The following is a 23,740-nucleotide window of genomic DNA, read 5'->3' as shown; positions in this document are numbered from 1 at the left end:
GTTACGCAGTGATGAATGATTAAAGGGAGGATAGCACGCTCACGCGTCGTACGTCGAGGCGGTTTCCCGCATGTGCCGCAGGGTGACGAGAGGATCCGAGGCGCCAAAGAGCGACGAGGCCGCGCACAGGCGCGTCGCTCCCGCCCCTATCAACACGGGGAGCAGCTCCGAGGTAACGCCCCCGTCGATTTCCACGGGCAAATCCGCGAAATGCTCGGCAATCGATCGCATTTTTTCGAGAATCGGTTCCCCGAGGAACGACTGGCCCGACGCTCCCGGGTGCACCCCCATCACCGTGAGCTGGTGGATGCGGTGCGCGAACGGGTGCACCTCGTGGATGGGCGTCTCGGGATTCATCGCGATTCCCGCCTCAAGGTTGCACGCGGCGATCTGGTCGAGCACGGCGCCCAGCGGCCGCTTGATCTCGGCGTGCACGATGGCGCGCATGAATCCCGGCACCTCCTTCCGCCACGCCTCGATGATCGGCAGGGGATTCTCCACCATGAGGTGCAGCTCGTATCGCACGGGCGTACGAAGGGTACCCACGCGGCTTGCGTCGAACCAGCTCACGAAGGGGAACAGCGTCCCGTCGAGCACGTCCACATGCACCGTGAGGCAGCCGTCTTCCACGAGCCGCAGCCGCCGCTCGAACTCGTCGGCGCTTTGGACGAGGATGGATGGGATGATTTCGATCATAGGCTTTTCAGGCTTTTCAGGCTTGTCAGGTCTGTAAGGAGCTCCTGACTTACCTGACTTACCTAAACTCCGTACTGTTCGTTCTCGATCTCCTCGACCTTCTTCAATCGCCGCACATGCCGTTCCGCGCCCGAGAACGGGGTGTCGAGCCATTCCTTCACGATCTTTTTCGCTTCCGCCGGCTTCAGGAACCGCGCCGGGAGGCATAGCACGTTGCTGTCGTCGTCCGTACGCGCCATCTTGGCCGCCTCGGCGTTGAACCCGGTGGCCGCGCGGATCCCCTTCACCTTGTTTGAGACGATGCAGATCCCCTGCGCGTTGCCGCACAGCACGATTCCGTGGCTCCCTGGGTCCGTCACCACGCGTTTCGCCACCGCGTACCCGAAATCCGGATAGTCGTCGTCCTCCACCAGGTCGCGGTTGCCCATGTCCACGACCTTGTACCCTTCTTCCTTGAGCGTTTCCTCCAACGCTTCCTTGAGCTCCCAGCCCGCATGGTCGGCTCCGACGTAAATGGTGGGTTTCATAATGCCCATAGGGTAACCCATTCGGGCGTTGCCCTCCACCCCCCAAACTGTTAGGATTTCCGCGATATGGCAGATGAAAAACGCGCCACTGGCGCTTCCCAGGAGCACGACATCCTCTCGTATTGGGAAACGCATTCGGTGTTTGAGAAATCCATTGAGAACCGGCCGGCGGAAAAGGCGTACACGTTCTATGACGGCCCGCCGTTCGCCACGGGGCTGCCGCACTACGGCCACATCGTCGCGTCGGTGATGAAGGATCTCGCGCCGCGCTACTGGACGATGAAGGGTCGGCGCGTGGAGCGCACTTGGGGGTGGGACTGCCACGGGCTCCCGATCGAGAACATCATCGAGAAGAAGCTCGACCTCAAGAGCCGCGCGGACATCGAGGCGTTCGGCATCGGGAATTTCAACGACGCCTGCCATGACACGGTGCTCACCTACGCGGACGAGTGGAAAAAGGTGATCCGCCGCATCGGCCGCTGGGTGGACATGGAGAACTCCTACAAGACCATGGACCTCTCCTACATGGAGAGCATCTGGTGGGTGTTTCGCTCTCTGTGGGAACGCGGCCTCGTGTATGAGGGCCACAAGCCCATGCATATTTGTCCGCGCTGCGAGACGGCGCTGTCCAACTTCGAGGTGAGCCAGAACTATCAGGACGTGACGGACATCTCGGTGTTCGCGGGCTTCACGCTCACGAGCGGGGCGCACGCCGGGGCGAAGCTGGTGGCGTGGACGACGACGCCATGGACGCTTCCGGGGAACGTCCTGCTCGCCGTTGGCGCGGACATGGAGTATGTCCTCATCGAGAAAGAAGGGACGAAATACCTGATTGGGAAGGCGGCGCTCGCTCGTCTTTCGAACGAAAAGGATTTTCCGCTACGTGACGCGGCCGTCGTCGGATCGGCAAAGGGGAGCGACCTTGTCGGGGCGACCTACGAGCCGCTCTTCCCATATTTCAAGGAATGGGAAAATGCCTTCCGCGTGGTCGCGGCCGAGTTCGTTTCCACTGAGGACGGCACGCAGGTGGTGCACATCGCCCCCGGGTTCGGCGACGACGACATGGAGCTTGGCAAGCGCGAGCAGGTGAAGCCGCTCATGCATGTGTTGATGAACGGGACGTTCGTCCCTGAGCTTGTCGAAGGGCTCGTCACGGACGGGTTCGCCGTGAAGGGTCGTCCCGTGAAGTCCAAAGAGGACGGTCAGGGGATGGACGTGGAAATCATCAAGGCGCTCGCGAAGCGCGGGAGTCTCGTTTGGAAGAAGAAAATCCAGCACAGCTACCCGCACTGCTGGCGCTGCGACACCCCGTTGCTCAACTACGCGACCTCGTCGTGGTTCGTGCGCGTCACGGAGCTCAAGGCGAAGCTCCTCGAACACAACGAAGGGATCAATTGGGTGCCGGAAAACATGAAGGAGGGCCGCTTCGGGAAGTGGCTCGAGGGCGCGCGCGACTGGGCCGTGAGCCGCAGCCGATTTTGGGGCACTCCCATTCCGGTGTGGCGCGCCGAGGACGGCGACGTGCTGTGCCTTGGCTCGCGCGACGAGCTCGCGGAGCTTTCGGGCGTGAAGGTTACCGACCTGCACAAGCACATCGTTGACCCAATCACCATCACGAAGGGCGGCAAGACCTACGCGCGCGTCCCCGACGTGCTCGACTGCTGGTTCGAGTCCGGGAGCATGCCGTACGCCCAGCTCCATTACCCGTTTGAGAACGCCGAAAAGTTCGACGCGGGGTTCCCGGCCGAGTTCATCGCCGAGGGGCAGGACCAGACCCGCGGCTGGTTTTACACCCTGCACGTGCTCGCCACGGCGCTCTTCGACAAGCCGGCGTTCCGAAACGTGGTGGTGAACGGCATCGTGCTTGCCGAGGATGGGAAGAAGATGAGCAAGCGCCTCAACAACTATCCGGACCCGATGGAGGTGGTGGAGAAGCACGGCGCCGACGCCGTACGCCTGTATCTCATGTCCTCCCCGGTGGTGCACGGCGAGAACCTGCGCTTCAGCGAAGCCGGCGTGGACGAGGTGAACAAGAAGTTCGTGATGATCCTGAAGAACGTCGTCAGTTTCTACCAGCTCTACGCCACCCCCGCGCATACCAACTCCCAACTCCCAAATACCAACTCCCACGTCCTCGACCGCTGGATCCTCTCTCGTCTCCACGAGACCCTCAAGGCCGAGACGAAGGCCATGGACGCCTACGACTTCGCTGGCGCCGCACGGCCGCTCTCGGAATTCGTCGCGGACCTTTCCCAGTGGTACGTACGCCGTTCGCGTGACCGTTTCAAGGCCAGTGTCCCCCTTGATAAGGTGGACGACAGGGGGTCTGTGGGCGAAGCCGTCATGACCTTGCGCGTCGTCCTCGACACCTTCGCGAAAATGATCGCCCCGTTCGCCCCGTTTCTCGCAGAACACGTCTATCAGGCCGTAGAAGGCAGTTTCGCCGGCGTTGGGAAACGTCTGTCCGTGCACCTCGAGGACTGGCCGGAGGCGGACGAGACGCTCGTGGACGGCGATCTGCTCGCGGACATGGCGCGCGTCCGCTCCGTCGTCTCCAAAGCGCTCGAGCGCAGGGCGGAAGCGGGGAAGAACGTGCGCCAGGCGCTTTCGTCCATGACCGTGTCGCTCCCCAGCGGGGAACTCGCACCCGAGCTTGTCGAGATCTTGAAGGACGAGGTGAACGTGAAGGCCGTCATCGTCAAAAAAGGGGATGCCGCCGTCGAGATCGACGCGACGCTCACGCCGGAACTCGTCCGAGAAGGCACCAGCAGAGAGGTGATCCGTAAAATCAACGCCATGCGCAAGGAAGCCGGCCTCACCATCCAGGACCGCATCGTCGTATTCGTCGAAAGCTCTCATCCTGACGTGAAATTGATGCTCGACGAGCACAAGGACTCCGTCATCACCGGCACGCTTGCGAAAAGCTTGCGCACGGATGGCGCGAAACCGGCAAACGCCGCCTCCTTCCGCGCCAATGAGATGGATATGACGGTCGGATTTGAGAAAACGCCGTAAAACGGCCCTTGAAATCCGTCGTCAAACGTGCTATACTGCTTGTCAGATTGGGTGGACGCCTCCGGGCGTTCGCCCATTTTGTTTCCCCCTATGGCCGAGCAGCCGTCTTCCCAAGCTTCCGAGCGCCAGCCGCCCGCGTTCAGGCTGGTCGAGAAGCCGCAGAGGGGGGAGATGCAGGAGATGTCCGTGCGCGACGTGAAGGGCGGCGAGGTCGTCGATTTGGATCAGGTCGTGAGGGATTTCCTTACGATCGCATCGAGGGAACGCGCCGGCGAGTTGCGCCTGCCCGAGGCGGCTCTGCAAAACAGGCTTTTGCGCGGCCTTGTGAACGGGTCCATCGCCCCTGACGCGCTCTCGAAGCGGTTTGCGCGCGCGTTTGGCGCTGCCGCGGCCGAGCGGGGCCTCCCCATGCTCCCGGATTTCCGGTTCCAACAGGGGAAGCTGGTAAAAAAGGAGATCAAGCCGGTGGAGTATGCGGACATCTTCGCGCGTGGCGCGCTCGCGGTGTTCGCCGACGTGAAGCGCCTTCAGGATGGTTTTGAAAACGACCGCCGCCAGGCAAGGCTTCCGGCCACGTTTCGCCAGATGCTCGGTACCCATGACCGGTTGGATGCCGAGCAGGGCATCGACCTCGTGGAGGTGATTTACGACATTGCCAAAAAGAAGGATGCGGTCCAAGTCGTCCGTTTCATCCAATCCAAGTCCGCCGCCGTTTCTGAACGTGACGCGGCTTTCATCCGCTCCATCCATCAGCGGTACGCGGACAAGCTTGCCACGGCGCAGGAGGCGCTGCCCGCGCACGGCGAACGCCTGGCCAAGGCGTCGGTGCGCGAAGGGCGATGGATTGAACGGGAAACGGCCCGCACGAACGCCGACCGGGAGCTATTCCTCCAGGACTATTTCACGCCGCTCGTGTTCGCGATCGGGTCCGAGCCGGATCGCGAGTGGACGGATGAGACGGCAGAGGCGCGACTCCGCGAATACGCGCAGAAGATCCTGCCCGCCCCGGGCATCCTGAAGATGATCGGCCGGCGCGACCTGGAGACCGGCCTGTTCGTGCGCGATTCGCTCGTCGCGAGCGCGCTCGGGGTGGCCGGGACGCCGGAATTCCTGAAGGCCGTCGAACGGTACAAGCGTTGGGCGCAGACGCCGCTCACCCATGGGCAAATGCTCGAGGTGGTCGGGCAGGAGGCCGAAGACACCCTTCTGCGCGTGCCGGCGCTCTCCTCCGTCATCCTGCATGGGTCGCAGCGCCTCGAAGCCCCGCTCGTCATCCAAGGCGGGCAGGCCGTCTTGACGGCGTAACCCCTTTCCATTATGGTTTCCAGTCCCACGCAACAAACGCAGGAGGTCGCGATGGCGACAAACCAGGGAGCCCAGCTCCAGGCCCAGGCGGCCATGGCCGCCGCCGGAGGCGTGCCGTTCGTCCCCGCGCTGCCGGACGAGGCGGAACTCTCCCGTCTCGCCGAAGTGACCAGGCAGGTCCAGGCCACGCCCGAATACGAGGACGTCGGCGCCCGGCTCACGCGCGGCGACATCACCCTCGCGCAAGCCATGAAGGAGCGCCTCGCCCTCGCGCGACGCCTCGAGGATGCCGGCGCCTTCCGGGATCCTCCCGCCAGCCGCGACGACTAGCTTCGCCGCGGCTTTTCTCATCCAAAAAAATCACCGAGGGGAGGTCTTCCCTCGGCGATGAACGCTACGCGATCGGCTTCGGCTTCGGGATCACCGCGCGGACGGTGACCGCGGGGTAAAACCCGGGCAGGTGGAAGGGGAGCGGGATGATCGGGGCCGAGCACCCTCCCAGTCCGCAGTCGAGTCGGTCGCGAGCGTTGGCGCGCGTTTCTTCGGGCATCGTATCCTCCGGTGGGGGTTGGTCATGACGGGGCGGCAGGTGGCCGCCCGTAAGCCCGGCCAGCGGAATTTTCGAACCTACGATGCTTCGTGTTCGAGGCATGCTCGCCAGTTTCCATCGTCTGCCTGTTCGGCGACCGATCCCGATGGGTTCCACGATGCCTTGGGATACGCACGAGCCGCCGAAAGTATGTATGATAGGCGGGTCATCCGTCAATGATGCCTATGAGCGACCGCGTCCTCATCATCCCCGTGAACGACCCCGAAGCCGTTCAGATCTGGCGCATCGCGAAGGCGATGGGGCTTCCCGTCATCCGGTCGCGGCAGGGCCATGGGGCGACGCTCGACAAGGAAAAGGAGCTGTTGAAACGGGTGAAGGCCAGCGGGCACAAGCGCGTGGTGGTCGTGGAGATGCCCGGGCCCAAGGCGGAGGAGTCGCTTCGGCGCGCCGGATTCGACGTGGTCATCATCGATCATCACGAGTACACCGGCCTTGATCGTGCCCGGAACCCGAAGACCGGCCGCCGGCTGCGCTCCTCGCTCGAGCAGTTCCGCTCGCTCTTCCGCATCACCGACAAGAAACTCAAGGCGCTCGGGTTCGATCCGCGCCTGGTGCGCGCGATCGGCATCCAGGACCGCGGGTACGTGTGGGCGCTCTTGAAGGAGGGATATGCATGGAAGGACATCCGCGGCATCTTCGAGCACATGGACCGGCTCATGGATGAGGTGCGCGATCCAGGCAAGGAACAGGAAAAGATGGCGCAGGCCCAGCGCGCGTGGGACAAGCGCGAAGCGTGGAACGGGTATTTCATCGTTCATGGGGACGGGACGGGAAACCTGCGCGTGCGGCTGTCGCGCATCGCAGCGCTTGCCATGCGCAAGCCCACCCCGATCATCGTGGTCGAGGCAGACCGAGGGTTCATCTACGTCCAGGAGTCCGACGCGGCCGAGAAATTGTTCAACCGTTTCGGCGGATTCACCTTCGGCATGGGCCGCGCGTGGGGGCATAAGAACAGCGGGACGAAGCACCCGGTGACGCTCGAGATGGTACAAGCATTTTTGGCTGAACACTCCCCCGACGCCCTTCGGGGTCGGGGCCCCGACTTTCAATAATTTGGCTGGAATTACACAAATTCTTGAAACGTCGGGGTTGACAAAAGGGCAAAAAAGTGGTACACTTTTCCTCGTCAGACAGGCAGCGCAAGCGCCTGTCTTTCGATTCAGGGCCATCCTGAACACCTCCGTTCTTCAACCCCAGAGGGCATCCATGCCCGTCGATATTTCGACGAAAATGGAAGAGACAGACCATGGAGTTCATCTCGAACGCGATTCACAACCTCCTCCTCTCCACCCACAACGGTTGGGCGGCGGTGATCTACACCTCGCTCGTCTGGGTGGTGGCGCCGGCTCTCGTGCTCGGGTTCGTTCTGAACCTGGCCGGCGTGAAGATCGCTGGGTTCACCCCTCTCGACATCGGGAAGTGGTGGCTCAAGTGGTTCCTTCTCTCGCCCATCTGGATCCCAATCAAGGTGATCCAGCATGCCTTCGCGGAGTACGCGAAGAGCCAGAAGGCGAAAAAGAAGGCGGCCAAGAAGGCCCGCAAGAAACAAGCGCAAGGCGGTACGCCTTGAAGGAGTTCCTGCGGGTCATCGACCTCGACAACCCAGGGAAGGCCGTCTGCCTGATGATCGAACTCCTGCCGCTCGTCGGCATGACGTACGCGATCATCGGCCTGCGGCCTACCTACGACATGCATCCGGAAACGGGCAAACGACAGTTCTTCTTCGAGAAGCTGTCCGCGCTCGACCGGGTGATCTACCTCGCCGGAGAGTTCTACGCCTCCGGCCACGTGATGCGGGCGATCAAGCAGGAGATCCTGCATGGCCGCCACCGCACCCCGGCGCTTCCCAAAGCGCCACACGACCCCAACCCTTGAGCATCTGCTCGGGTTGGGGGCTCAAACGGCAAGCCCAGTCAACGTGATTGGGAGCCCCGAGAGTTTTATACCAAGGAGGCTGCCATGACCGCGATCGTTTCCTACCTGTTCGCGTTCGCGATCGTCTCGCAGACCGATACGGCCGTCGACGTTCAAAAGACCATCGGCCAATGCCACGCCTGGGGCGTTCGCAAGAGCTGCGATCCGACCCGCGCGCTGGTGTATCCGGTGCTGTTCGAAAATCGACCGACGAAAAAGAACGTACGAGAAGTCGTCGGCAGCCCGTATGGTCCTCGATGCAATCCCGTGGCGAGCAGCAAAGGTCGTTGCGTCCAGGATTTTCATCTCGGCATGGACGTGAAGATGCGGAAAGGGATTCCCGTGCTTTCCGTGCGTGACGATGGAACGGTCGAGGAAATCACCCCTATCAACAACTGCCTTCTCGTCCGGTACCGCTGGATGGACGGCGGTACGTCCGTGCAGCAGCGGGTGAAATACTGCCATCTCCGTCGCGTCTTCCATAAGGTCGGTGACCATATCGACCGTGCGGGAGACGTCATCGGGGAGGTCGGCGACACCGGTCACGTGCACGGCGCTCACCTGCATCTGGAGATGGAGGTGCCGCAGGGAGGGATGACGGATTGGCAGGCAAGCCATTGCGTCGGCAAGCCGCCCGCGGACGTCCTGAAGACCGATTACGAGGAAGTCCGCTTCGAGACCTTCGATCCGAGCTGTTACGGATGGAAGATGGCGTGGCGTTTCGTGCAGCGACGACCCTGAACACAGGGTCGTTTTTCTATGCTAAAATGGCTTCCGTTATGCGGAGGAAAGCCCATCAGGAAACCGAGTACTTGGACGCGGCCATGCGGCGGCTGGAGCACGACGCGGCGCTTCGGGAGCGCGCCGACGCCGAGCTTCGCGCGGTCGCCTCGCAGGAGCCGCTCATCGCCGAGTCGCTGCGCACGCCCCAGTCGCCCCCGCACCATTGCGAGGGTCCGGCCATGGACAGCCATCTACGTCGGATCCTTACGGTCGTCTACGCCCTGGTTGGCGGGAAGCTGCGCCTGCTCGACATCGAGGAGTTCCGGCGATTGAAGGGGTACGAAGGGAAGATCCAGGACCTTGAGGAGACGATCAAGGAGAACGCGGCGCTGTTCGAGTGCTTCGCGCTGTGCCACGACGCGGCGAAGTGGGCGACCCTGTCTTTCACGTCGCTGCCCGGGAGCCGCGGCGCGGCGCTCGGGTTTGAGACCGAGCCCATGGCGCATTGGCACGACATCGGCGTCTCGGAGCGCGCCAAGCTGCGCGCGCGGTACCTCGAGCTGTACGACATGTTCGCTTCCGAGCGCGCGCAGGAGCCGCCGCGCGCCTCGCAGCAGGCGTTTTTCGACGCGTACGGCATCCAATGCCACTATCCCGGGCACGATCGCGCCGTGCACACGCCCAACTATCACGGCCTCCTGCACCGCGTGTGCGACGCGCACCGGCTCACTGATCGCGATGCGGCGCTCCTCGAGGAGGTGATCGCGCACCACCTCGACGCGTTCGAGGATTTCTCGCGACGGGCGAACCCCGCGCGCATCGACCGGCTCCAGAAGCTCGCCACCGACCGCGGGTTCGACGGGGACGACCTGATCGGCCTCATGCAGGCCGCCCTCCTGCTCGACGGGGTGTGCGGGAGCGCGCGGCACAGCCCGCACGGCGGCGTGTGGCATGATCCGACGCCCCTCATCCATTTCCTGCGTGCCGAGCACGATTACGCCCCGTGGAAGCGCGCGGAAAAGGAGAAGCGCCGCGCCGAGGACCGCACGCGCGACCGCAACCGCCGGTTCCGGAAGGCCGGCCTCGACGGGCTCGCGCTCATGGACCTGCTCAAGATGGAACCCGGGCCGAAGTTCGGGCGCGCGCTCGCCGTGATCCATGCCGCCGTCCTCGGCGAAGTTCCCTGGCCGAAGCTCCCGGAGGACAAGAAGAAGGAGCTTGAGAAGCGCGCGACGCGGTTTTACGCCCTGGAGTTTGAAAAGGATGGCGACGGCGAGTAAGGTGGTGGCGCTATGATCGCGCTTCTGAAAGGAGTGGTCGCACATCGAGGGAACGGCTTTCTCATCGTTGAGATCGCCGGCGTCGGCTATCGCGTCACGATGCCGGAAGCGGCCATGAACGGCCTGTCCGGCGAGGTCACGCTGTTCACGCACGAGGCGCAGCGCGACGACGGCCGCGAATTGTTCGGGTTCAGGACGGCGGATGAGCTTGAGCTGTTTAGCCGCCTCATCTGCGTGTCGGGCGTTGGCCCCAAGAGCGGCCAGAAGATCGCCTGCGTCGCCCCGGTCGACGAGGTGAAGAAGCGCATCATGACCCAGGACATCGCCTTCCTTTCCTCCGTGCAGGGGATTGGCAAGAAGACCGCGCAAAAGATCGTGCTTGAGCTCTCGGGCGTGCTCGCGGAAGAAGGGGCCGAAGTGGCGGAAGGGGCCGAAGAGTCCGTAGACGCGCTCGTGGGCCTCGGCTACAGCCGAAAGCAGGCCGCGGACGCATTGGACGGGCTGGAAGGGGATACGGAAGGGAAGATCCGGCAGGCGTTGAAACGGTTGTCGCGCTAGATAGGGGGTCAGGTCTTGCATTGTGCAACACGATGCAAGACCTGACCCCAATATGCTAGACGGGATGAATCAACGATTGTGGAACGCATTCGTCGCCGAGCGCGGTCCCCGCTCCGGCGCATTCTTGCAGTCCTGGGAATGGGGGACGTTCCAGGAGTCGCTCGGGCGCAAGGTGGTCCGGCGCGGCGACCTCAAGGAATGGGCCGGGCAGTTCGTCGAATCGAAGTTGCCGTTCGGCCTCAAGTACCTGTACTGCCCGAAGGGGCCGGTGGGAACGATGGAGCTTGAGGGGCTTGGGGAGCTGAAAGGATCTCCTTTCGTCCGTATTGAGCCGTCCATCGCGTCGACTGACCGCCGCGCGCGCCGCACCATCGACGTGCAGCCGTCGCATACGCTCATCACCGACCTCACCAAAGGCACCGACGAGCTGCTCGCCGGGATGCACGAGAAGACGCGGTACAACATCCGTCTTGCGGAGCGAAAAGGGGTTGAATGTTCCGTCCGACACCCGGTGTTGGACGACGAGGTATGGGCCTTGTTCAAGACGACGGGCTCGCGCGGCGGATTCCGCCTGCACGACCGGGCGTACTACGAGGCGATGCTCAAGAACCTGTCCGGCGAGACGAAGGCGTTTTTGGCCGTCGCGCGGTTCGAGGGGAAGGTGATTGCCGCGAACGTCATGGTCGATTTCGGTCGCACACGGACCTACCTGCACGGCGCCTCCTCCGACGAGCACCGCAACGTGATGGCGCCGTTTTTGCTGCACTGGAAGCTCATCGAGGACGCCAAGGCCAAGGGGATCATTGCCTACGACTGGTGGGGCGTGGCCCCAGAAGGCGCTCTGGATTCCCACCCGTGGGCCGGCATCACCCGCTTCAAGCTCGGCTTCGGCGGGGAACGCGTGGACTCGCCAGGGACGTTCGACCTGGTGCTGGATCCGCTGCGGTTCGGGGCGTATCGGATTGCTCGGGCAGTCCGGAGGATATAAAAACGACGTCCCGGAGGACGTCGTTTTTGGTGCGCCCGACACGATTCGAACGTGTGGCCTTCTCCTTCGGAGGGAGACGCTCTATCCAGCTGAGCTACGGGCGCGAAGTGAGGCGATGGTATGTCCGGAAGGCGATTCCGTCAATGAATCTTGCCCATTACAGCCCGTTTGTTAAGGTGCTCGCGCGTTCATTTCCCTTGCAAAAAGGAGGGGTCTGCATGACTCCGCAAGACGCAGCAAAGAAGATCATCGTCGCGCTCGATTCGGACAACGACGCCGTCATCCGGCGACATACCTCGGAGCTCGGCGCCCATGTCGGAATGCTCAAGATCGGCCTCCAGGCGTTCGTCGCGTTCGGGCCGGCAATCGTGGACGAGGCGAAGCGTTTCGGCCGCGTGTTCCTGGACCTGAAGCTGGTGGACATCCCCGCCACGATGGCCGGCGCGGTGCGTGCCGCGACGATCCATGGGGTCGCCATGACGAACGTCTATGCCGATGCCGGCGAGGCCGGCATGCGTGCGGCCGTGCAGGCGCGTGACGAGGCCTGGGTGATCCGTCAGCAGCGGTTCCCGGACGAGAGTCAAAAGCCGTTGCTCATCGGCGTGACCGTGCTCACCAGCCAGAAGCATTCCGACCTGGTGAAGGCCGGCACGCTTCCCAAGCCAAACGTCCTGTTCGGCTCCGCCGACCTGCGGGCGGATGCGAATGCCGACGCCGGGGAACGGGCCTTGCGGGACCTCGTGGTGAGACGGGCCGTCCTCACGAAGGAAAGCGGCCTCGACGGCGTCGTGTGTTCTCCGGAGGAGATCCGCCTCGTGCGCGAGGCGTGCGGGGAGGGGTTCCTGATCGTCACGCCAGGAGTACGACCGGCCTGGGCCGATGCCAACGACCAGAAGCGGGTGATGACCCCATCCGAAGCGGTCAAGGTCGGCGCCGACTATCTCGTGATCGGACGGCCGATCCTCAAGCCGCCGACGGAGGTCGGGACCCCCGAGGAGGCGGTGAAGCGCATCGTGAAGGAGATCTGCGGCGAATCCGAAGCCGCCTGAACACGAAAGCCGCCCTGGTTCGCAGGGCGGCTTCTTTCTTTATTCCACCACCACTCCCTTTCCTTTCGCGTCCTCGTCCGTGGGGAGCTCGCTCGTGATCTCGGGAAGCGCGCGGCTCAAGCGCGCCTTGGTGAGAGTGTCGGTGGCCTCTGCGCCGGCGGCGTTCACCAGCTTCAGGAACGAGCCGACGTCGGCGTCGCTCGGGGCCGTCACCACGTCGAACCAGGCCTGGATGATCGGGGTGCCCTCGGGCCAGGCAGGGACGGTCCATGACACGGTCCTCGTGGTCTCATCGAAGGCGACGGTCCCCGCCGCGGCGTCCTTTTGGTCGATCCAGCCGGCATCGGTGGGAAGCGTGGCGCTCATGCGAATGTCGGAAAGCGGATGCAGGCGGTTCTCAAGCGTCCAGTACACGCGGTAGGCGGTGGTTTCCCCGGCTTTCGGCGGGAGGGGGCCGCGCCCCACGGGCTCGCCCGTGGGCGTGAAGTAGCGCGCCTCCGCCGAGGCGACGAGATCGCTGTTCACGAGCACGGCAAGCGGGGTGGCCGACACGGTGCGCGGGCTCACGACGCTCCCCACGCCCTTGATCGCGGCGGTGAGCGTGAGGGTGAACCGGTCGGACATCGTCTTGGGATCGAAGGAGGCGGGCATGGGGAGGGTGACGTCGATCACCCCTTCCGACTTGGGCGCGAGCGCGGCAAGATCGGGCAGGTCGGTCTTGTCCCAGATGAGCACGTTGCCCGTGCGGACCCCGTCGGCGATCCCCACGGCCTTTTCCCAATCGATCGGGGCGGCGGGGCCGCCGGTCTCGGCCGCGAGGCGGAAGGATACGTCGTTCACGGTTTGGGACCCCCGGTTGCCATAGGGGATCGACACGCGCAGCACCCCGCCGGAATCGAGCGTAAGGTCGTCTTCGCCGCCGTTCACGAGCAGGCGGAAGTCCAGCGTGCCTCCGAGCATGTCCGTGCGGGCGCTCGCCGCCGTCTGCGCGAGCTCGACCACGTCCGCGACGAGCATGACCCGCGCCTCGACCGCCTGCGTCCCTTCCGCGGAGGCCGTATAGCTTCCCTTCATGGTGACGGTGGCGTTGCCGCCAGCCGCGACCGGCGGAAGGTCCCAGGAAACGGCTCCTTCGCGGGATGGGGCCGGCTGCGAGGACAGGAAATGGAAGTCCTTGGGCAGCGCGACGAGAAGACGCACTCCCTCGAGCGCGACCGAGCCGGCATTCTCGACCTCGAGCACGTATTCGACCGTGTCCCCCGGGAGCGCCTTTTCCGGGCCCGTCACCGACGCCTTGAGCACGCTTCCGTCCACCGACACGGGGAGCGACTTGAAATCCTGGAAGTCCGAGCTGAAGTTCGCCGGACGGTAGGTGAAGGCCGCCTGCAGGGTCTGCGCGCTCGGCACCGCGGCGCGGAACCAGCCGGTCACGGTCACGGCCCCGTCGGAGCCCGGGGTGAGCGAACCCAGGCGCCAGGTGGTCCCCTCATCCGCCGCCGGGGTCGTCTTGGTGACCTGGAACGCGCTGGGGAGGTTGAGCGAGAGCTCGAGCTGCGCCACGGGAACGTCGCCCTCGTTGCGATACCGTACCGTATAGGTCGTTTCCTCGCCGGCACGCACGCTTCCCGACCCTTCGATCGTCCCCGCGAGGATGCGCGCGGGCGTGGACAGTCCGCGCCACAGGAAGAACCCGCCCCAGGCGGCCGCGGAGATGATGCCGAGGAAGAGGACGGCTCGCACGAGGAAGCGTCGCCACCTCCGGCGCGGGGCCTGGTCGAGCGACGAAAGGTCGGGGAGCTCCCCGTCGTCCTGCGCGTAGATGGCCTTCAACTCCCTTGCGAGGTCCGGATTCGGTGGGTGGTGGGCCGTCATATCATTCTGACCGTTCGAAAAGCACGGCAAAGAAGCCGTCGGAGCGGTTGTCGAAGGTAGCGCCCTTGAGGTCGTGCGAGGACCAGACGGCGCGCAACGCCTCCGGGATCCGCAGGGTGAGGTTCGTGGTGCGCGAGGCGACGCCGGACTGTTTCTGGACGGTAAGGGTGTACCGGTCGGTACGCGCGCGCCCGAGCCAGGACCAGAGCCGATCCGCAAGACCCTCCTGCGCGCCCGGAGCCGCCACGCGGAAGGGGAGGCGATAGGTGAAGGTCGCCGTCGCGCGTTCCCCAGGATCGACCTGCATCCAGTTGCCGAACACGGTCTTCCCGCCCTGTTCGGAGATGTCCGTGCCAGAGGCCGCATGCCTCGATGCCCCCTCCTTCTCGTACAAGAGATCGTCGTCCATCTCCCATTCGGGCTCCACGGACTCGAACAGCGACGGGTCCGGGGCGTCGAAACCCGAGGCGGACAGGAGCACGCTCCCCTTCGGGACATACAGGCGCAGGTAATCCACGTTGTTCACTCCCGTGAACAGGGCGCCCGGCTCGCCGTAGTGCGTGCGCGTCACCGTCACGGTGTCCGTGACGGTACCGTCCGCGTCCACCGCCACGGAAACGTCCACGGCCTCGTCGATCACCCGGTCGGTCTTGCCGCCTCCGAGGTTCGTATCGACGACCATGAGGTAATCGCCGTCGGTCCGCTTGAGTTCGCCGCCCCAGCCGAGGTCGCGCACCCGCCGCTCGAGTTCCTGGTCGGTGAAGTACACCTGCACGTCGCGTTCGACGAGCGATCGCGCGAGGCGGTCGAGCAGGGCGGGGAACGCGTCCACGGGAAGCGCGGCGGCGCGCTCGAGCAGGGCTCCTGAAAGGTCGCCGATGAACGCCTTCGGCCTGTTTTCCTCGCGGTCGTATTCGATCTCCACGATCTTCTGGGCCTCCAGGAGCACGTTGTCCGCCGTCACGGTGCGGGCATATCCGGGCATTTCCACCTCGCCCATCACTTCGAGAAGGTCCGGGAGAAGGGAGGCGTTCACCGCCACGACGCCGTCCACGGACGTGCCGCCGGCCTCTTCGTAGAATTGGATGATCTGGCGCGCGGAGGTCGGGAAATCCGGGAACCAGTTGGCGTCCTGGAACTCCCAGCGGGCGGAAAGGAGCGTGAGCGGCCCGGGCGCGGAGAGGAAACGCCGCATCATCCCGCGCACGTCATACGTCCCGCCTCCCGGCACGTGCATGCGCACGATGCGGCCTTCCGCGAGTTCGACCTCGGCGAAACTCCCCATGAACCCGCCGGTCGCGCGGAGTTCGGCGTCGTTTTGGAACACGAGGACGTACCGCTTCGCCCCGTCGGCGCCCAGCGCGGTGAGCGCGAGGTCGGCGTTCTCGAGCAGTTCCGCGAGGCCGGAGGCGAGCACGGGCAGGCGGCGCTTGAGCGCCTCAAGCGCGTCGCGGGAACCCTCCGGCACCGAGGCGACGGGGACGCGTGAAATCAGGTCGGATGCCTCGGAAAGATGGGGGAGGGCGGCGCGGAAATAGGTGGCGAGGAGCGACAGGCGCGAGGCGGGCGTCGGGTCGATCTGCCGCGTGAGCGCGACGAAGCCGTCCGCCATGCGCTCTCCGGCGGTCGCGAGCGATTCGCCGGCGCGGGAGAGGTCCGATGCGGCCGCGGCATCGGGGGCCGCCCCGTCGGGAAGCGCCGCAGACAGGAGCCGGACGCCTGCGCCCAAGTCGTCAATCGCCTCGCGCGCGTCGGAGAATCTGGTGCCGGAGAGCGCGAACCCGGCGCTTGCCGCGGCAGGGTCGCGGGAGAGCGCCGACGCGGCGCCGCTCTCAAGCGCGTTCATGGCATCCTCGCCGGCCGCGCGGGCGCGCCACCCGGCATCTCGCACGCTCCCGATGAGCCCGAGCGCGTGCAGGGGGATGACGAACGCGGCCGCGAGCAGGGCGAACGAGGCGACCGCGCGGAAGGAGAAGGAGGGGGTAGGTGGTAGGTGGTAGGTGGTAGGCGAGGGTATGGCGACGGGTTCGGGCATCATCCCGGCGATCTCAAGGTCGATCGCCTCAAGAGCCCCGTCTTCTTCCGGAACGTCTTCGGCCTCCTCCGCTTCGGGGAGTTCGAGCAGCATCGCGAGGTCTTCGGGCGCGGGAGGCGGGGTGAGCGCGGAGAGGTCAAAGCCCTCCGTACGCGAGAGTCCGGAGGGAGGAACGGCCGTGAAAGCGGATGCAAGGCGCGGGAGGGCGATGTTGAGCCGCCCGCGCGTCGCGAGATCCTCCGCGAGTTGGTCCGACACGTCGAGCGACTCGAGCGTGAGCGAGCGGTCCTCCAGGCGCTCCGGAAGGACCAGGGCTTCCGCCTCGAGCAGGTTGAGCAGGATCTCCGCCTCCGCCCCGACGTCGGATGAGGATGGCGCGCTCTCCGGCGCAAGGTGGATGACGTAGGGGGAAACGGTCCCGCGCCCGGCACGCAGGTTCGGCGCTCCGGTGCCGCCCTCCCGAAGGACGGGCGGGGCGCAGCGGTCGTATTCTTCCGACGACAAACGCCTGCGTCGCGCCAAAAGCATCCGTGCGAGCGCATCCGCGCTTACGGCGTGCGTGAGCGATCGCTTCACGCGGGGTCCGGGATTGGGTTGGGGGACCGCCATAGGGTGCTTCACGCCTTCATGGCCCGCTCGTACACGCGCCGCGTCTCCTCCGCCATGCGACGCCAGGAGTAGCGCCGCGCCCGTTCGCGCCCGCGTTCGCGCAGCTGGCGTCGGATCGGTTCGTCCGTGAGGAGCGTTCCCATCGCTTCGGCCATTCCCGCGGCGTCATGCGGCGGGAAGTACAGCGCCGCGTCGCCGTACACCTCCGGCAGGCTTCCGGCCTGCGCGGCGGCGACCGGCACCCCCGCGCTCATCGCCTCGAGTCCCGGGAGGCCGAATCCCTCCGCTCGGGAAGGGAACGCGTAGGCGCGGGCGTCGCGGTAAAGGGCGGATACGGTCTCGTCGTCCGGGTTCGCGACGAACCGGACCGCGTCGCGGATCCCGAGGGCCTCGGCCTCCCGCTCCAGGCGCCGGGAAAAGGCGTCCTGCGCCCCGGCGAGCACGAGCGTCACGTCCGGATGCTCCTTATGGACCATCACGAACGCCTTCAGGAGCATCTCGAGGTTCTTGTGCGGATAGCTGTTACCGACGTGGAGGATGTAGGGAGCGGAAGGGGGTAGGGGGTAGTGCGTAGGGGGTAGGTCGGTCACGCCTTCGTAGACCACCGAGATCTTCTCCGGTGACACGTCGGGAAAGTGCGACAGGATGGATCGCTTGGCGTATTCGGATACCGCGATGATCCCGCGGCTCGCGCGTATCGCGTGGGCAAGCACGACCTTGTAGGCGGCGTACTTCGCTCCGTAGACGAGCGGGGCGCGCGTGGTCGCCCGCGCCGAGCGAGGTTCGTCGAGCAGGATCAGGTCGTGGATGGTGACGACGAACGGGGTGCGGATCCCGAGCGGGACGTTCCAATGGGGGAAATGCAAGAGGTCGCAGTGCGCGGCGTCCAGGCGGGGGGCGAGGAACAGCTGTTCGCGTAACGTATACCAGCGGATGTCCGCGAGGCGTTTCTCGAACCGATCCTCCGAAACGCGAGGCGCTTCGAGGTTCGCGTTGAGGAGCCAAAGGACGTACTGGGTTTTCCGATCGGCATCCTCCAGATGATTCACGAGTTGCTCAACATAGCGGCCAAGTCCGCCGCCTCCGACACGAGGCCCAAACATGCGTGCATCGATCCCCACTCGCATGCCTTGATTATAGCAAATTTCACGCAAAAAATCGGCGGTCAAGCCGATGGTTATCCACACAGGGGGCGAGGTTCAACCTTGGAGGTTAAACCTTGCCCCCGTGAATGGCCTCAAGGGTTAATCGGGCTGCCTGTTCCCAACCGAATCCGGAAGTGCGTCGTAATCCGGCGTCGCGCAATCGTGCGCGAAGCGCGCTTGAACCCAAGAGTTGTCCAATCGCGTCGGTGAGGTCGTCCGTGAGCAGCGGATCCACCAAGATGGCCGCATCCCCGGCCGTCTCAGCCACGCCGGACGACAGGCTGGTGATGACCGGCGTCCCGCTCGCCATCGCTTCGAGCACGGGGAGCCCGAACCCTTCGTAATGCGACGGCCAAACGAGGGCTTCGGCTGCGCGATAAAGCGCCGGACGCGCTTGCGTCGGGACGTATCCGAGCAGGCGGACCCAACCCTGGGCATCGGGGCGTGACAGGCGCCGCCGAAGCGCCCCGGCGTTCCACCCCCACCTTCCGGCAAGCACCAGGGCGATGTCGTCCCCGGCGCGTTTTCGATAGGCCGCGACCGCGTCCACGAGGGCGACCACGTTCTTGCGCGGTTCAAGGGTGCCCACGAACAGCAGGAAGCGACCCGGGACACCCAATTTCGAGCGCCAGCCATGGTCTGACGGGTCCGAGTGCGGCGAAAACGCATCCGCGACCCCGTGCGGGATGACCTTGATGCGACCAGCGACGCCTGGAAAACAGGCAGAGAGGTCGTCAGCCGTGGCGTTTGACGGGACGAGGACGGTCGCGGCGTTTCCGATGAGCCGTTCCGGCCGGCAGGCGGCATGCCAGGCGCGCATTTTCCACGAGTACCATTCGGGGAACAGGCGCCAGGACAGGTCGTGGATGGTCAGGACATGCGGAAGGGATCTCGGGACGGATACGATATCGAGATTCGGGAGGAAAAGTCGGTCAAACGTCCCTCTGGCGAGGCGGTCGATGGTCGGGCGTCCCGTCAGGATCACGCTCGCGTTCAGGAGCTTATTGGGGACGCGGCGGTGCACGTGCACGACCCCCTCATGCTCCCCCTTTCCAAGGGGGAGATAGCACGCTACCCCTCTCCTCTCGGAGGAGAGGGCATGGGTCAGGTCTGGGGCGTGCATGCCCGTGGTGAGCAGCGTGAAGCGGTCCGACGGGGCGAGCGGGAACATCCGTCGCAGGACCTCGGTCGCATACGTCCCGACCCCGCTCGGGGAACGAACGGACAGGTCGCGGGCCCCGACGAGCACGCGCATATCAGCGGCGTCGACGTTCCTCCCAGGCGCGTTCGACGTAGGTCTTCAGTTCCGCCTTGAACCGCTCCAGGCCGAACCGGGACGCATGCGCCCGGATGGCGGCTCCGTCGTAGCGCGTAGCGTCGAACCGGATGAGATGGTCGGCGAGTTCCTCCCAGCTTTGCTCGTCGAACAGCTCGCCCGTGACCCCTTCGATGACCGTTTCCGTCGCGCCTCCGCGCCGCCAGGCGATGACGGGGATTCCGGAGGCCATGGCTTCCACCGGCGTGATGCCGAAATCCTCCTCTTGCGGGTGGATGAACGCCTTGGCTCCGGCGTAGAGCTCCGCCTGCCGCTCTGGGGACACCCGGCCGAGGAATTCCACGTTTCCCTTGGCACGCGCTCGCAGAGCCTGCTCCACCGGCCCCGTGCCAAAGATTTTCACGGGGATGCCGGTACGGTTCGCGGCCTCCACGATGAGGTCGTAGCGTTTGTAGGCGACCAGGCGTCCTCCGGCGAGGAAGTAGGAGGGAGTCGGGAGTCGGGAGTCGGGAGTCGGGAGATTGGCAAAGCGATGGATGTCGACCGGGGGATGGATCACATCCGACGTCCGGCCGTAGTATTTCGCGATGCGCCGCTTCACCGTCTCGGAATTTGCCACGAACGCGTCTACGCGGTCCGCGGCCTGGCGGTCCCACATCCGCAACGCGGAAAGCACCGGGGGGAGGGCGGCCTTCACGAATCGTGGCTGCCGCAGCTCGGCCACGTAGCTGTGCGTGTCGCTCCACAGGTAACGGGTGGGCGTGTGGCAGTAACACACGTGCAGGGCATCGTCGCGGGTGATCACCCCCTTCGAGAACGCGCTTGAGCTCGACACCACCACGTCGAATTCCCGCAGGTCGTACCCTTCGGTGGCCGTGGGCATGAGCGGCAGGTACCACTGCAGGTTCGTCTTCGCGAAGGGTAGCCGCTGGATGAACGAGGTGCGGATGTCCTTTCCGGCGAAGGAAGGGAACCGGCGCGCATCGAAAACGAGGGCGTAGGTGGGTGCCGAGGGCCAGATCTCCTGGATGGCCTCGAGCACCTTTTCCGCACCCCCGTCTTGGACGAGATGGTCGTGGACGATGGCGAGTTTCATGTGAGAGGCGAGAAGGCCGCAGGCGTTAAGGCATCAGCTGCTAAGGCCTTGTCCGCCTGAGGCCTTAACGCCTAGTAGGCCCCTTTCTTGAAGATCACCGCAAGCGGCGTCTTGAGGAGCAGGTACAGGTCGAGCCAAGGGCTCCAGTGCTCAAGATAATGGATATCCAGCCGCACTTCCTCGTCAAAGTCAAGGTCCGCACGGCCGCTCATTTGGGCCATCCCCGTGATGCCCGGCTTCACCGTGAGCACCTTGCGCTGATGCGGCTTATAGAGCGCCACCTCCTCGGGCAGGTGCGGGCGCGGGCCCACGAGCGACATGCGGCCGAGGAACACGAGGAAGAACTCCGGGAGCTCGTCAAGGGAGAATTTCCGAAGGAGGCGGCCGATCGGGGTCACGCGCGGGTCGTCCTTCAGCTTGAACAGCGGGGACCCTTCGCGCATGTTCCCGTATCGCTTGAGGAACGCCGGATCGAAACGATACGTGTGCGCGTCCTTCACCATGGAACGGAACTTGAAGTAGTGGAACGACTTTCCTCCCTGCCCGACGCGCATGACCTTTCCCCCGTGCGGGAGGCGGGAGAACAGCACGCGCCCCGGGCTTTCGAGGAACAGGGCGACGGCGATCGCGAGCTGGACGGGAGCGGTGAGGACGATGAGGATTCCCGACACCGCGATGTCGAACGCGCGCTTGTAAATCGCCCCCCAGCCGTCGAGCGGGGTCTTGCGCACCTCGATCACCGGGACGCCGGCGAAGGCGTGCATCACGCTTTTTCCGACGGCGGAAGCGAAGAAATCGGCCGTATAGCGGAAGCCTAAATGCTCCACTTCCGTGAACCCGAGGACGTCGAGCGCCGCCTCGCGGCTCGCCTCGGGATCGGTGAGCCACACCTCGTCGACCTTGTCCTTGCGCTTGAGCTCGCGGATGCGCTCCGCCACCCCGCCATCGAACCTCTTGAAATGCCCGGTCACATGGAAGCCGAACCGGTGCCGGTCGGCGAAGAAGGCGTCGAGCGCCGCGCTTGAGCGGTTCTCCCCGATGAGCACGACCCGGCACTCGCCGATGCCCCAGCGGATGAGGCTGCGCTGCACGAGGCGCACCGCGAGGCGCTCCGCGCAGACGAACGCGATGGACAGGAGCCAGGCCGCCACCGCGATGTAGCGGGACTCGAAGAAGGTGCGGGAGAAGAACAGGATGGCGAACACGGCCGCCATGCCCGTGGAGCAGGCGAGCGCCACGCGCGTGAGCTCGTGCGCGATCGCGACCCGTCGGGTGGTATACAACCCTGACGCGGCGAACACGAGCAGCCACACGAACGCCGCGAACGCCGCCACGGGAAGGTAGCGCTCGATGGTGAGATCGAAGACGACCGGTCGCACCGAGGTGAACACCGGCAGGAACCGCGAATAATACGCGGTCACCGCGGCGGCCACGAGGGCGAGCAGGTCGAGCGGGAGCAGGACGATCGTAAAAAACAGTCCGGATCGCTTCATAGCCCACGCATGGTAACAAAAAACCCCGCGTGAAGCGAGGTTTTTTGGTGTCCCGGGAGATGCCTGTAAGCCGAATTTTGTCTGTCGTCCCTTGCGGGGCGGAGACGGCCATCTCTCTGGTCCTGGCGTTGCCGCCAGGTTCTAGCGAGCTACCAAACTTGCTCTTGCACCGGAGCGGGTTTTCCACGCGCCCATGTCGCCATGGGGCCTACGCGGTAGCCTTGCGACTTCCGCGATCTTTTCACCTTTCTCCCCCATGGCTCCGTGAGGAGCGACGGGGGATAGTATAGTCTCTGTGGCACTTTCCCTAGGCTTACGATGAGAGGCAAACGCGTGAATTTCTCCAACGCGTTTAAACCCCACCGACATACCTGGTCGCCGTTAGCGACGCTCCTTTTCAAAGGACCTTGCGGCCCAAGGGGTGTTCGGACTTTCCTCACCCCGACATGACGTCGGGGCGTAGCCGTCCGGCATTCCAAGGACCCCGGGAGATTAGCACGAAACGGCCGGGCCGTCAACGGAGGGACACCCCGATCCTCTCCCGCACTTTTTGCATGCGCCGCTCGGCCCGTTCGGCGGCCTTCTCGGCCCCCGCGTTGAGGACCTTCACCAGCTCGTCCTCATGCGCGAGGTACGTCTTGATCTTGGCTTGCAGCGGCTTGAGCCAGAGGGAGATGACCTCGGCGAGGTCGGCCTTGAAGTCGCCATAGCCCTTGCCGAGATAGTCGCCTTCGATTTCCTTCACGCTGCGGTGCGTGACGAGCGAGTAGATGGTGAGCAGGTTGGTCATCGCCGGACGACCCTCGCCGGCGCGGACCGCGGCGCCCGAGTCGGTGACGGCCGCTTTCACCTTTTTCATCACCGTCGCCTCGTCGTCGAGCAGGGAAATGTAGTTCTTGGCGCTCGTGGCCGACTTGCTCATCTTTTTCGTCGGGTCATCAAGCCCCATGACGCGCGCCCCTTCGGCGCGGATGCTCGGTTCGGGCACCACGAAGGTCTCGCCGTAGTCGCGGTTGAAGCGGATGGCGAGGTCGCGCGCGAGCTCCACGTGCTGCTTTTGGTCCGCGCCCACGGGGACGAGCTCCGTGTCGTAGAGCAGGATGTCGGCGGCCATGAGGACCGGGTAGGTGAACAGGCCGACGGAGACCTTTTCGGCTCGCGCCCCCGCCTTGTCCTTGAACTGCGTCATGCGCTCGAGCTCGCCCACGCGCGCGATGCAGCTCAACACCCATCCGAGCTCGGCGTGAGCCGGCACCGCCGACTGTTGGAACAGCAGCGTCTTCGCCGGATCGATCCCGCAGGCGAGATACGTGGCGGCCGCGAACAGGATGTTGCGTCGCAGCTCGTCGGGTTTCTGCGGGACGGTGATCGCATGATAATCGACGATGAACATCGTCAGATCGTGCTGTGCTTGAAGGGTTACGGCCGGTTCGATCGCCCCGAAGTAGTTGCCCAGGTGCAGGACCCCGGACGGTTGAAGCGCGGTGAGGACTTTTGCCATACGCGGCCCATCGTAACAGGGGAGCAGCCAAACGAAAAGCCGGTCATA

General features: G+C 64.8%; 21 protein-coding genes, 1 tRNA gene and 1 other RNA gene. 11 read left to right on the top strand and 12 right to left on the bottom strand.

The window, feature by feature from the left end; all coding sequences use genetic code 11:
* Window positions 1–39: 39 nt before the first annotated feature.
* Complete coding sequence (locus EPO34_03050; protein ID TAK04106.1) at window positions 40–849, bottom strand: hypothetical protein; 810 nt, start codon at window positions 847–849, stop codon at window positions 40–42.
* Complete coding sequence (locus EPO34_03045) at window positions 759–1,223, bottom strand: RpiB/LacA/LacB family sugar-phosphate isomerase (GenBank protein ID TAK04105.1); 465 nt, start codon at window positions 1,221–1,223, stop codon at window positions 759–761. The genes EPO34_03050 and EPO34_03045 overlap by 91 nt, the downstream gene beginning before the upstream one ends.
* A gap of 66 nt (window positions 1,224–1,289) precedes the next feature.
* Between EPO34_03045 and EPO34_03040 the strand changes: the two genes are divergently transcribed.
* From EPO34_03040 to EPO34_03030, 3 genes are all read left to right on the top strand, one after another.
* Entirely contained in the window at window positions 1,290–4,238 is a 2,949-nt protein-coding gene (locus EPO34_03040; GenBank protein ID TAK04104.1) for an isoleucine--tRNA ligase, read from the top strand.
* Window positions 4,239–4,328: 90 nt separating this feature from the next.
* Window positions 4,329–5,543 carry a hypothetical protein gene (locus tag EPO34_03035; protein ID TAK04103.1) on the top strand — a complete coding sequence of 405 codons (1,215 nt, stop codon included), beginning with the start codon at window positions 4,329–4,331 and terminating at the stop codon, window positions 5,541–5,543.
* 12 nt (window positions 5,544–5,555) lie between these two features.
* Window positions 5,556–5,873, top strand: a complete 318-nt coding sequence (locus EPO34_03030) for a hypothetical protein (protein TAK04102.1) — start codon at window positions 5,556–5,558, stop codon at window positions 5,871–5,873.
* A 64-nt stretch (window positions 5,874–5,937) separates the two neighbouring features.
* On the opposite strand, the gene EPO34_03025 is transcribed toward EPO34_03030, so the two are convergent.
* Window positions 5,938–6,195, bottom strand: a complete 258-nt coding sequence (locus EPO34_03025) for a hypothetical protein (protein ID TAK04101.1) — start codon at window positions 6,193–6,195, stop codon at window positions 5,938–5,940.
* Between the two features lie 122 nt (window positions 6,196–6,317).
* On the opposite strand from EPO34_03025, the gene EPO34_03020 reads away from it, so the two are divergent.
* The 7 genes from EPO34_03020 to EPO34_02990 all read left to right on the top strand — a co-directional run bounded on the left by EPO34_03020 (window position 6,318) and on the right by EPO34_02990 (window position 11,616).
* Window positions 6,318–7,205 carry a hypothetical protein gene (locus tag EPO34_03020; GenBank protein TAK04100.1) on the top strand — a complete coding sequence of 296 codons (888 nt, stop codon included), beginning with the start codon at window positions 6,318–6,320 and terminating at the stop codon, window positions 7,203–7,205.
* Between the two features lie 194 nt (window positions 7,206–7,399).
* A complete protein-coding gene (locus EPO34_03015; GenBank protein TAK04099.1) occupies window positions 7,400–7,723 on the top strand; it encodes a hypothetical protein in 324 nt (107 codons plus the stop codon).
* Window positions 7,720–8,028, top strand: coding sequence for a hypothetical protein (locus EPO34_03010; GenBank protein TAK04098.1), 309 nt, complete (start codon window positions 7,720–7,722; stop codon window positions 8,026–8,028). Before EPO34_03015 ends, EPO34_03010 begins: the two co-directional genes overlap by 4 nt.
* Window positions 8,029–8,112: 84 nt before the next feature.
* Window positions 8,113–8,808, top strand: coding sequence for a M23 family metallopeptidase (locus EPO34_03005; GenBank protein ID TAK04097.1), 696 nt, complete (start codon window positions 8,113–8,115; stop codon window positions 8,806–8,808).
* 38 nt (window positions 8,809–8,846) lie between these two features.
* Entirely contained in the window at window positions 8,847–10,070 is a 1,224-nt protein-coding gene (locus tag EPO34_03000) for a hypothetical protein (protein ID TAK04096.1), read from the top strand.
* A gap of 12 nt (window positions 10,071–10,082) precedes the next feature.
* A complete protein-coding gene (ruvA, locus tag EPO34_02995; protein TAK04095.1) occupies window positions 10,083–10,628 on the top strand; it encodes a Holliday junction branch migration protein RuvA in 546 nt (181 codons plus the stop codon).
* Between the two features lie 52 nt (window positions 10,629–10,680).
* Window positions 10,681–11,616, top strand: a complete 936-nt coding sequence (locus tag EPO34_02990; protein ID TAK04094.1) for a peptidoglycan bridge formation glycyltransferase FemA/FemB family protein — start codon at window positions 10,681–10,683, stop codon at window positions 11,614–11,616.
* A gap of 27 nt (window positions 11,617–11,643) precedes the next feature.
* On the opposite strand, the gene EPO34_02985 is transcribed toward EPO34_02990, so the two are convergent.
* Window positions 11,644–11,720: transfer RNA gene (locus EPO34_02985), tRNA-Arg, on the bottom strand.
* A 39-nt stretch (window positions 11,721–11,759) separates the two neighbouring features.
* Here EPO34_02985 and pyrF point away from each other — a divergent pair.
* The gene (gene pyrF / locus EPO34_02980) at window positions 11,760–12,665 is read left to right on the top strand and encodes an orotidine-5'-phosphate decarboxylase (protein ID TAK04093.1); all 906 of its coding nucleotides are present in this window, start codon (window positions 11,760–11,762) and stop codon (window positions 12,663–12,665) included.
* A 39-nt stretch (window positions 12,666–12,704) separates the two neighbouring features.
* Here the strand turns inward: pyrF and EPO34_02975 are convergent, their stop codons facing one another.
* The 8 genes from EPO34_02975 to trpS form a co-directional block, all read right to left on the bottom strand.
* Complete coding sequence (locus EPO34_02975; protein TAK04092.1) at window positions 12,705–15,035, bottom strand: DUF11 domain-containing protein; 2,331 nt, start codon at window positions 15,033–15,035, stop codon at window positions 12,705–12,707.
* The gene (locus EPO34_02970; protein TAK04091.1) at window positions 14,539–17,181 is read right to left on the bottom strand and encodes a DUF4012 domain-containing protein; all 2,643 of its coding nucleotides are present in this window, start codon (window positions 17,179–17,181) and stop codon (window positions 14,539–14,541) included. The genes EPO34_02975 and EPO34_02970 overlap by 497 nt, the downstream gene beginning before the upstream one ends.
* Window positions 17,182–17,189: 8 nt before the next feature.
* Entirely contained in the window at window positions 17,190–18,308 is a 1,119-nt protein-coding gene (locus EPO34_02965) for a glycosyltransferase family 1 protein (GenBank protein TAK04090.1), read from the bottom strand.
* An 85-nt stretch (window positions 18,309–18,393) separates the two neighbouring features.
* The gene (locus EPO34_02960; GenBank protein ID TAK04089.1) at window positions 18,394–19,581 is read right to left on the bottom strand and encodes a glycosyltransferase family 1 protein; all 1,188 of its coding nucleotides are present in this window, start codon (window positions 19,579–19,581) and stop codon (window positions 18,394–18,396) included.
* A gap of 1 nt (window position 19,582) precedes the next feature.
* On the bottom strand, window positions 19,583–20,698 hold the full coding sequence (locus EPO34_02955) for a glycosyltransferase family 4 protein (protein ID TAK04088.1): 1,116 nt from the start codon (window positions 20,696–20,698) through the stop codon (window positions 19,583–19,585).
* A 71-nt stretch (window positions 20,699–20,769) separates the two neighbouring features.
* Window positions 20,770–22,191 (bottom strand): sugar transferase, encoded by a 1,422-nt coding sequence (locus tag EPO34_02950; protein TAK04087.1) that lies wholly within the window; start codon window positions 22,189–22,191, stop codon window positions 20,770–20,772.
* Between the two features lie 49 nt (window positions 22,192–22,240).
* An RNA gene (gene rnpB / locus EPO34_02945) (RNase P RNA component class A) lies at window positions 22,241–22,670 on the bottom strand.
* A 35-nt stretch (window positions 22,671–22,705) separates the two neighbouring features.
* The gene (gene trpS / locus EPO34_02940) at window positions 22,706–23,692 is read right to left on the bottom strand and encodes a tryptophan--tRNA ligase (protein ID TAK04086.1); all 987 of its coding nucleotides are present in this window, start codon (window positions 23,690–23,692) and stop codon (window positions 22,706–22,708) included.
* Window positions 23,693–23,740 lie beyond the last annotated feature (48 nt).

Source organism: Patescibacteria group bacterium, from assembly GCA_004297215.1.
Classification (GTDB): Bacteria; Patescibacteriota; Patescibacteriia; order UBA9934; family GWF2-40-263; genus 2-01-FULL-63-20.
Note: the sequence above shows the minus strand (reverse complement) of the source record. Positions and strands in the feature narration are given on the sequence as shown.

Bases quoted from the DNA above. Each gene is read 5' to 3' on its own strand.
- EPO34_03050 (TAK04106.1), bottom strand. From the start codon at position 849: ATGGCTCGACACCCCGTTCTCGGGCGCGGAACGGCATGTGCGGCGATT.
- EPO34_03030 (TAK04102.1), top strand. From the start codon at position 5,556: ATGGTTTCCAGTCCCACGCAACAAACGCAGGAGGTCGCGATGGCGACA.
- EPO34_03000 (TAK04096.1), top strand. From the start codon at position 8,847: ATGCGGAGGAAAGCCCATCAGGAAACCGAGTACTTGGACGCGGCCATG.
- EPO34_02990 (TAK04094.1), top strand. From the start codon at position 10,681: ATGCTAGACGGGATGAATCAACGATTGTGGAACGCATTCGTCGCCGAG.
- ruvA (TAK04095.1), top strand. From the start codon at position 10,083: ATGATCGCGCTTCTGAAAGGAGTGGTCGCACATCGAGGGAACGGCTTT.
- trpS (TAK04086.1), bottom strand. From the start codon at position 23,692: ATGGCAAAAGTCCTCACCGCGCTTCAACCGTCCGGGGTCCTGCACCTG.
- EPO34_02965 (TAK04090.1), bottom strand. From the start codon at position 18,308: ATGCGAGTGGGGATCGATGCACGCATGTTTGGGCCTCGTGTCGGAGGC.
- EPO34_02960 (TAK04089.1), bottom strand. From the start codon at position 19,581: ATGCGCGTGCTCGTCGGGGCCCGCGACCTGTCCGTTCGTTCCCCGAGC.
- EPO34_03015 (TAK04099.1), top strand. From the start codon at position 7,400: ATGGAGTTCATCTCGAACGCGATTCACAACCTCCTCCTCTCCACCCAC.
- pyrF (TAK04093.1), top strand. From the start codon at position 11,760: ATGAATCTTGCCCATTACAGCCCGTTTGTTAAGGTGCTCGCGCGTTCA.
- EPO34_02975 (TAK04092.1), bottom strand. From the start codon at position 15,035: ATGTCCCGAAGGGGAGCGTGCTCCTGTCCGCCTCGGGTTTCGACGCCC.
- EPO34_02955 (TAK04088.1), bottom strand. From the start codon at position 20,698: ATGAAACTCGCCATCGTCCACGACCATCTCGTCCAAGACGGGGGTGCG.
- EPO34_03045 (TAK04105.1), bottom strand. From the start codon at position 1,223: ATGAAACCCACCATTTACGTCGGAGCCGACCATGCGGGCTGGGAGCTC.
- EPO34_03040 (TAK04104.1), top strand. From the start codon at position 1,290: ATGGCAGATGAAAAACGCGCCACTGGCGCTTCCCAGGAGCACGACATC.
- EPO34_03025 (TAK04101.1), bottom strand. From the start codon at position 6,195: ATGCCTCGAACACGAAGCATCGTAGGTTCGAAAATTCCGCTGGCCGGG.
- EPO34_02950 (TAK04087.1), bottom strand. From the start codon at position 22,191: ATGAAGCGATCCGGACTGTTTTTTACGATCGTCCTGCTCCCGCTCGAC.
- EPO34_03020 (TAK04100.1), top strand. From the start codon at position 6,318: ATGAGCGACCGCGTCCTCATCATCCCCGTGAACGACCCCGAAGCCGTT.
- EPO34_03005 (TAK04097.1), top strand. From the start codon at position 8,113: ATGACCGCGATCGTTTCCTACCTGTTCGCGTTCGCGATCGTCTCGCAG.
- EPO34_02970 (TAK04091.1), bottom strand. From the start codon at position 17,181: ATGGCGGTCCCCCAACCCAATCCCGGACCCCGCGTGAAGCGATCGCTC.
- EPO34_03035 (TAK04103.1), top strand. From the start codon at position 4,329: ATGGCCGAGCAGCCGTCTTCCCAAGCTTCCGAGCGCCAGCCGCCCGCG.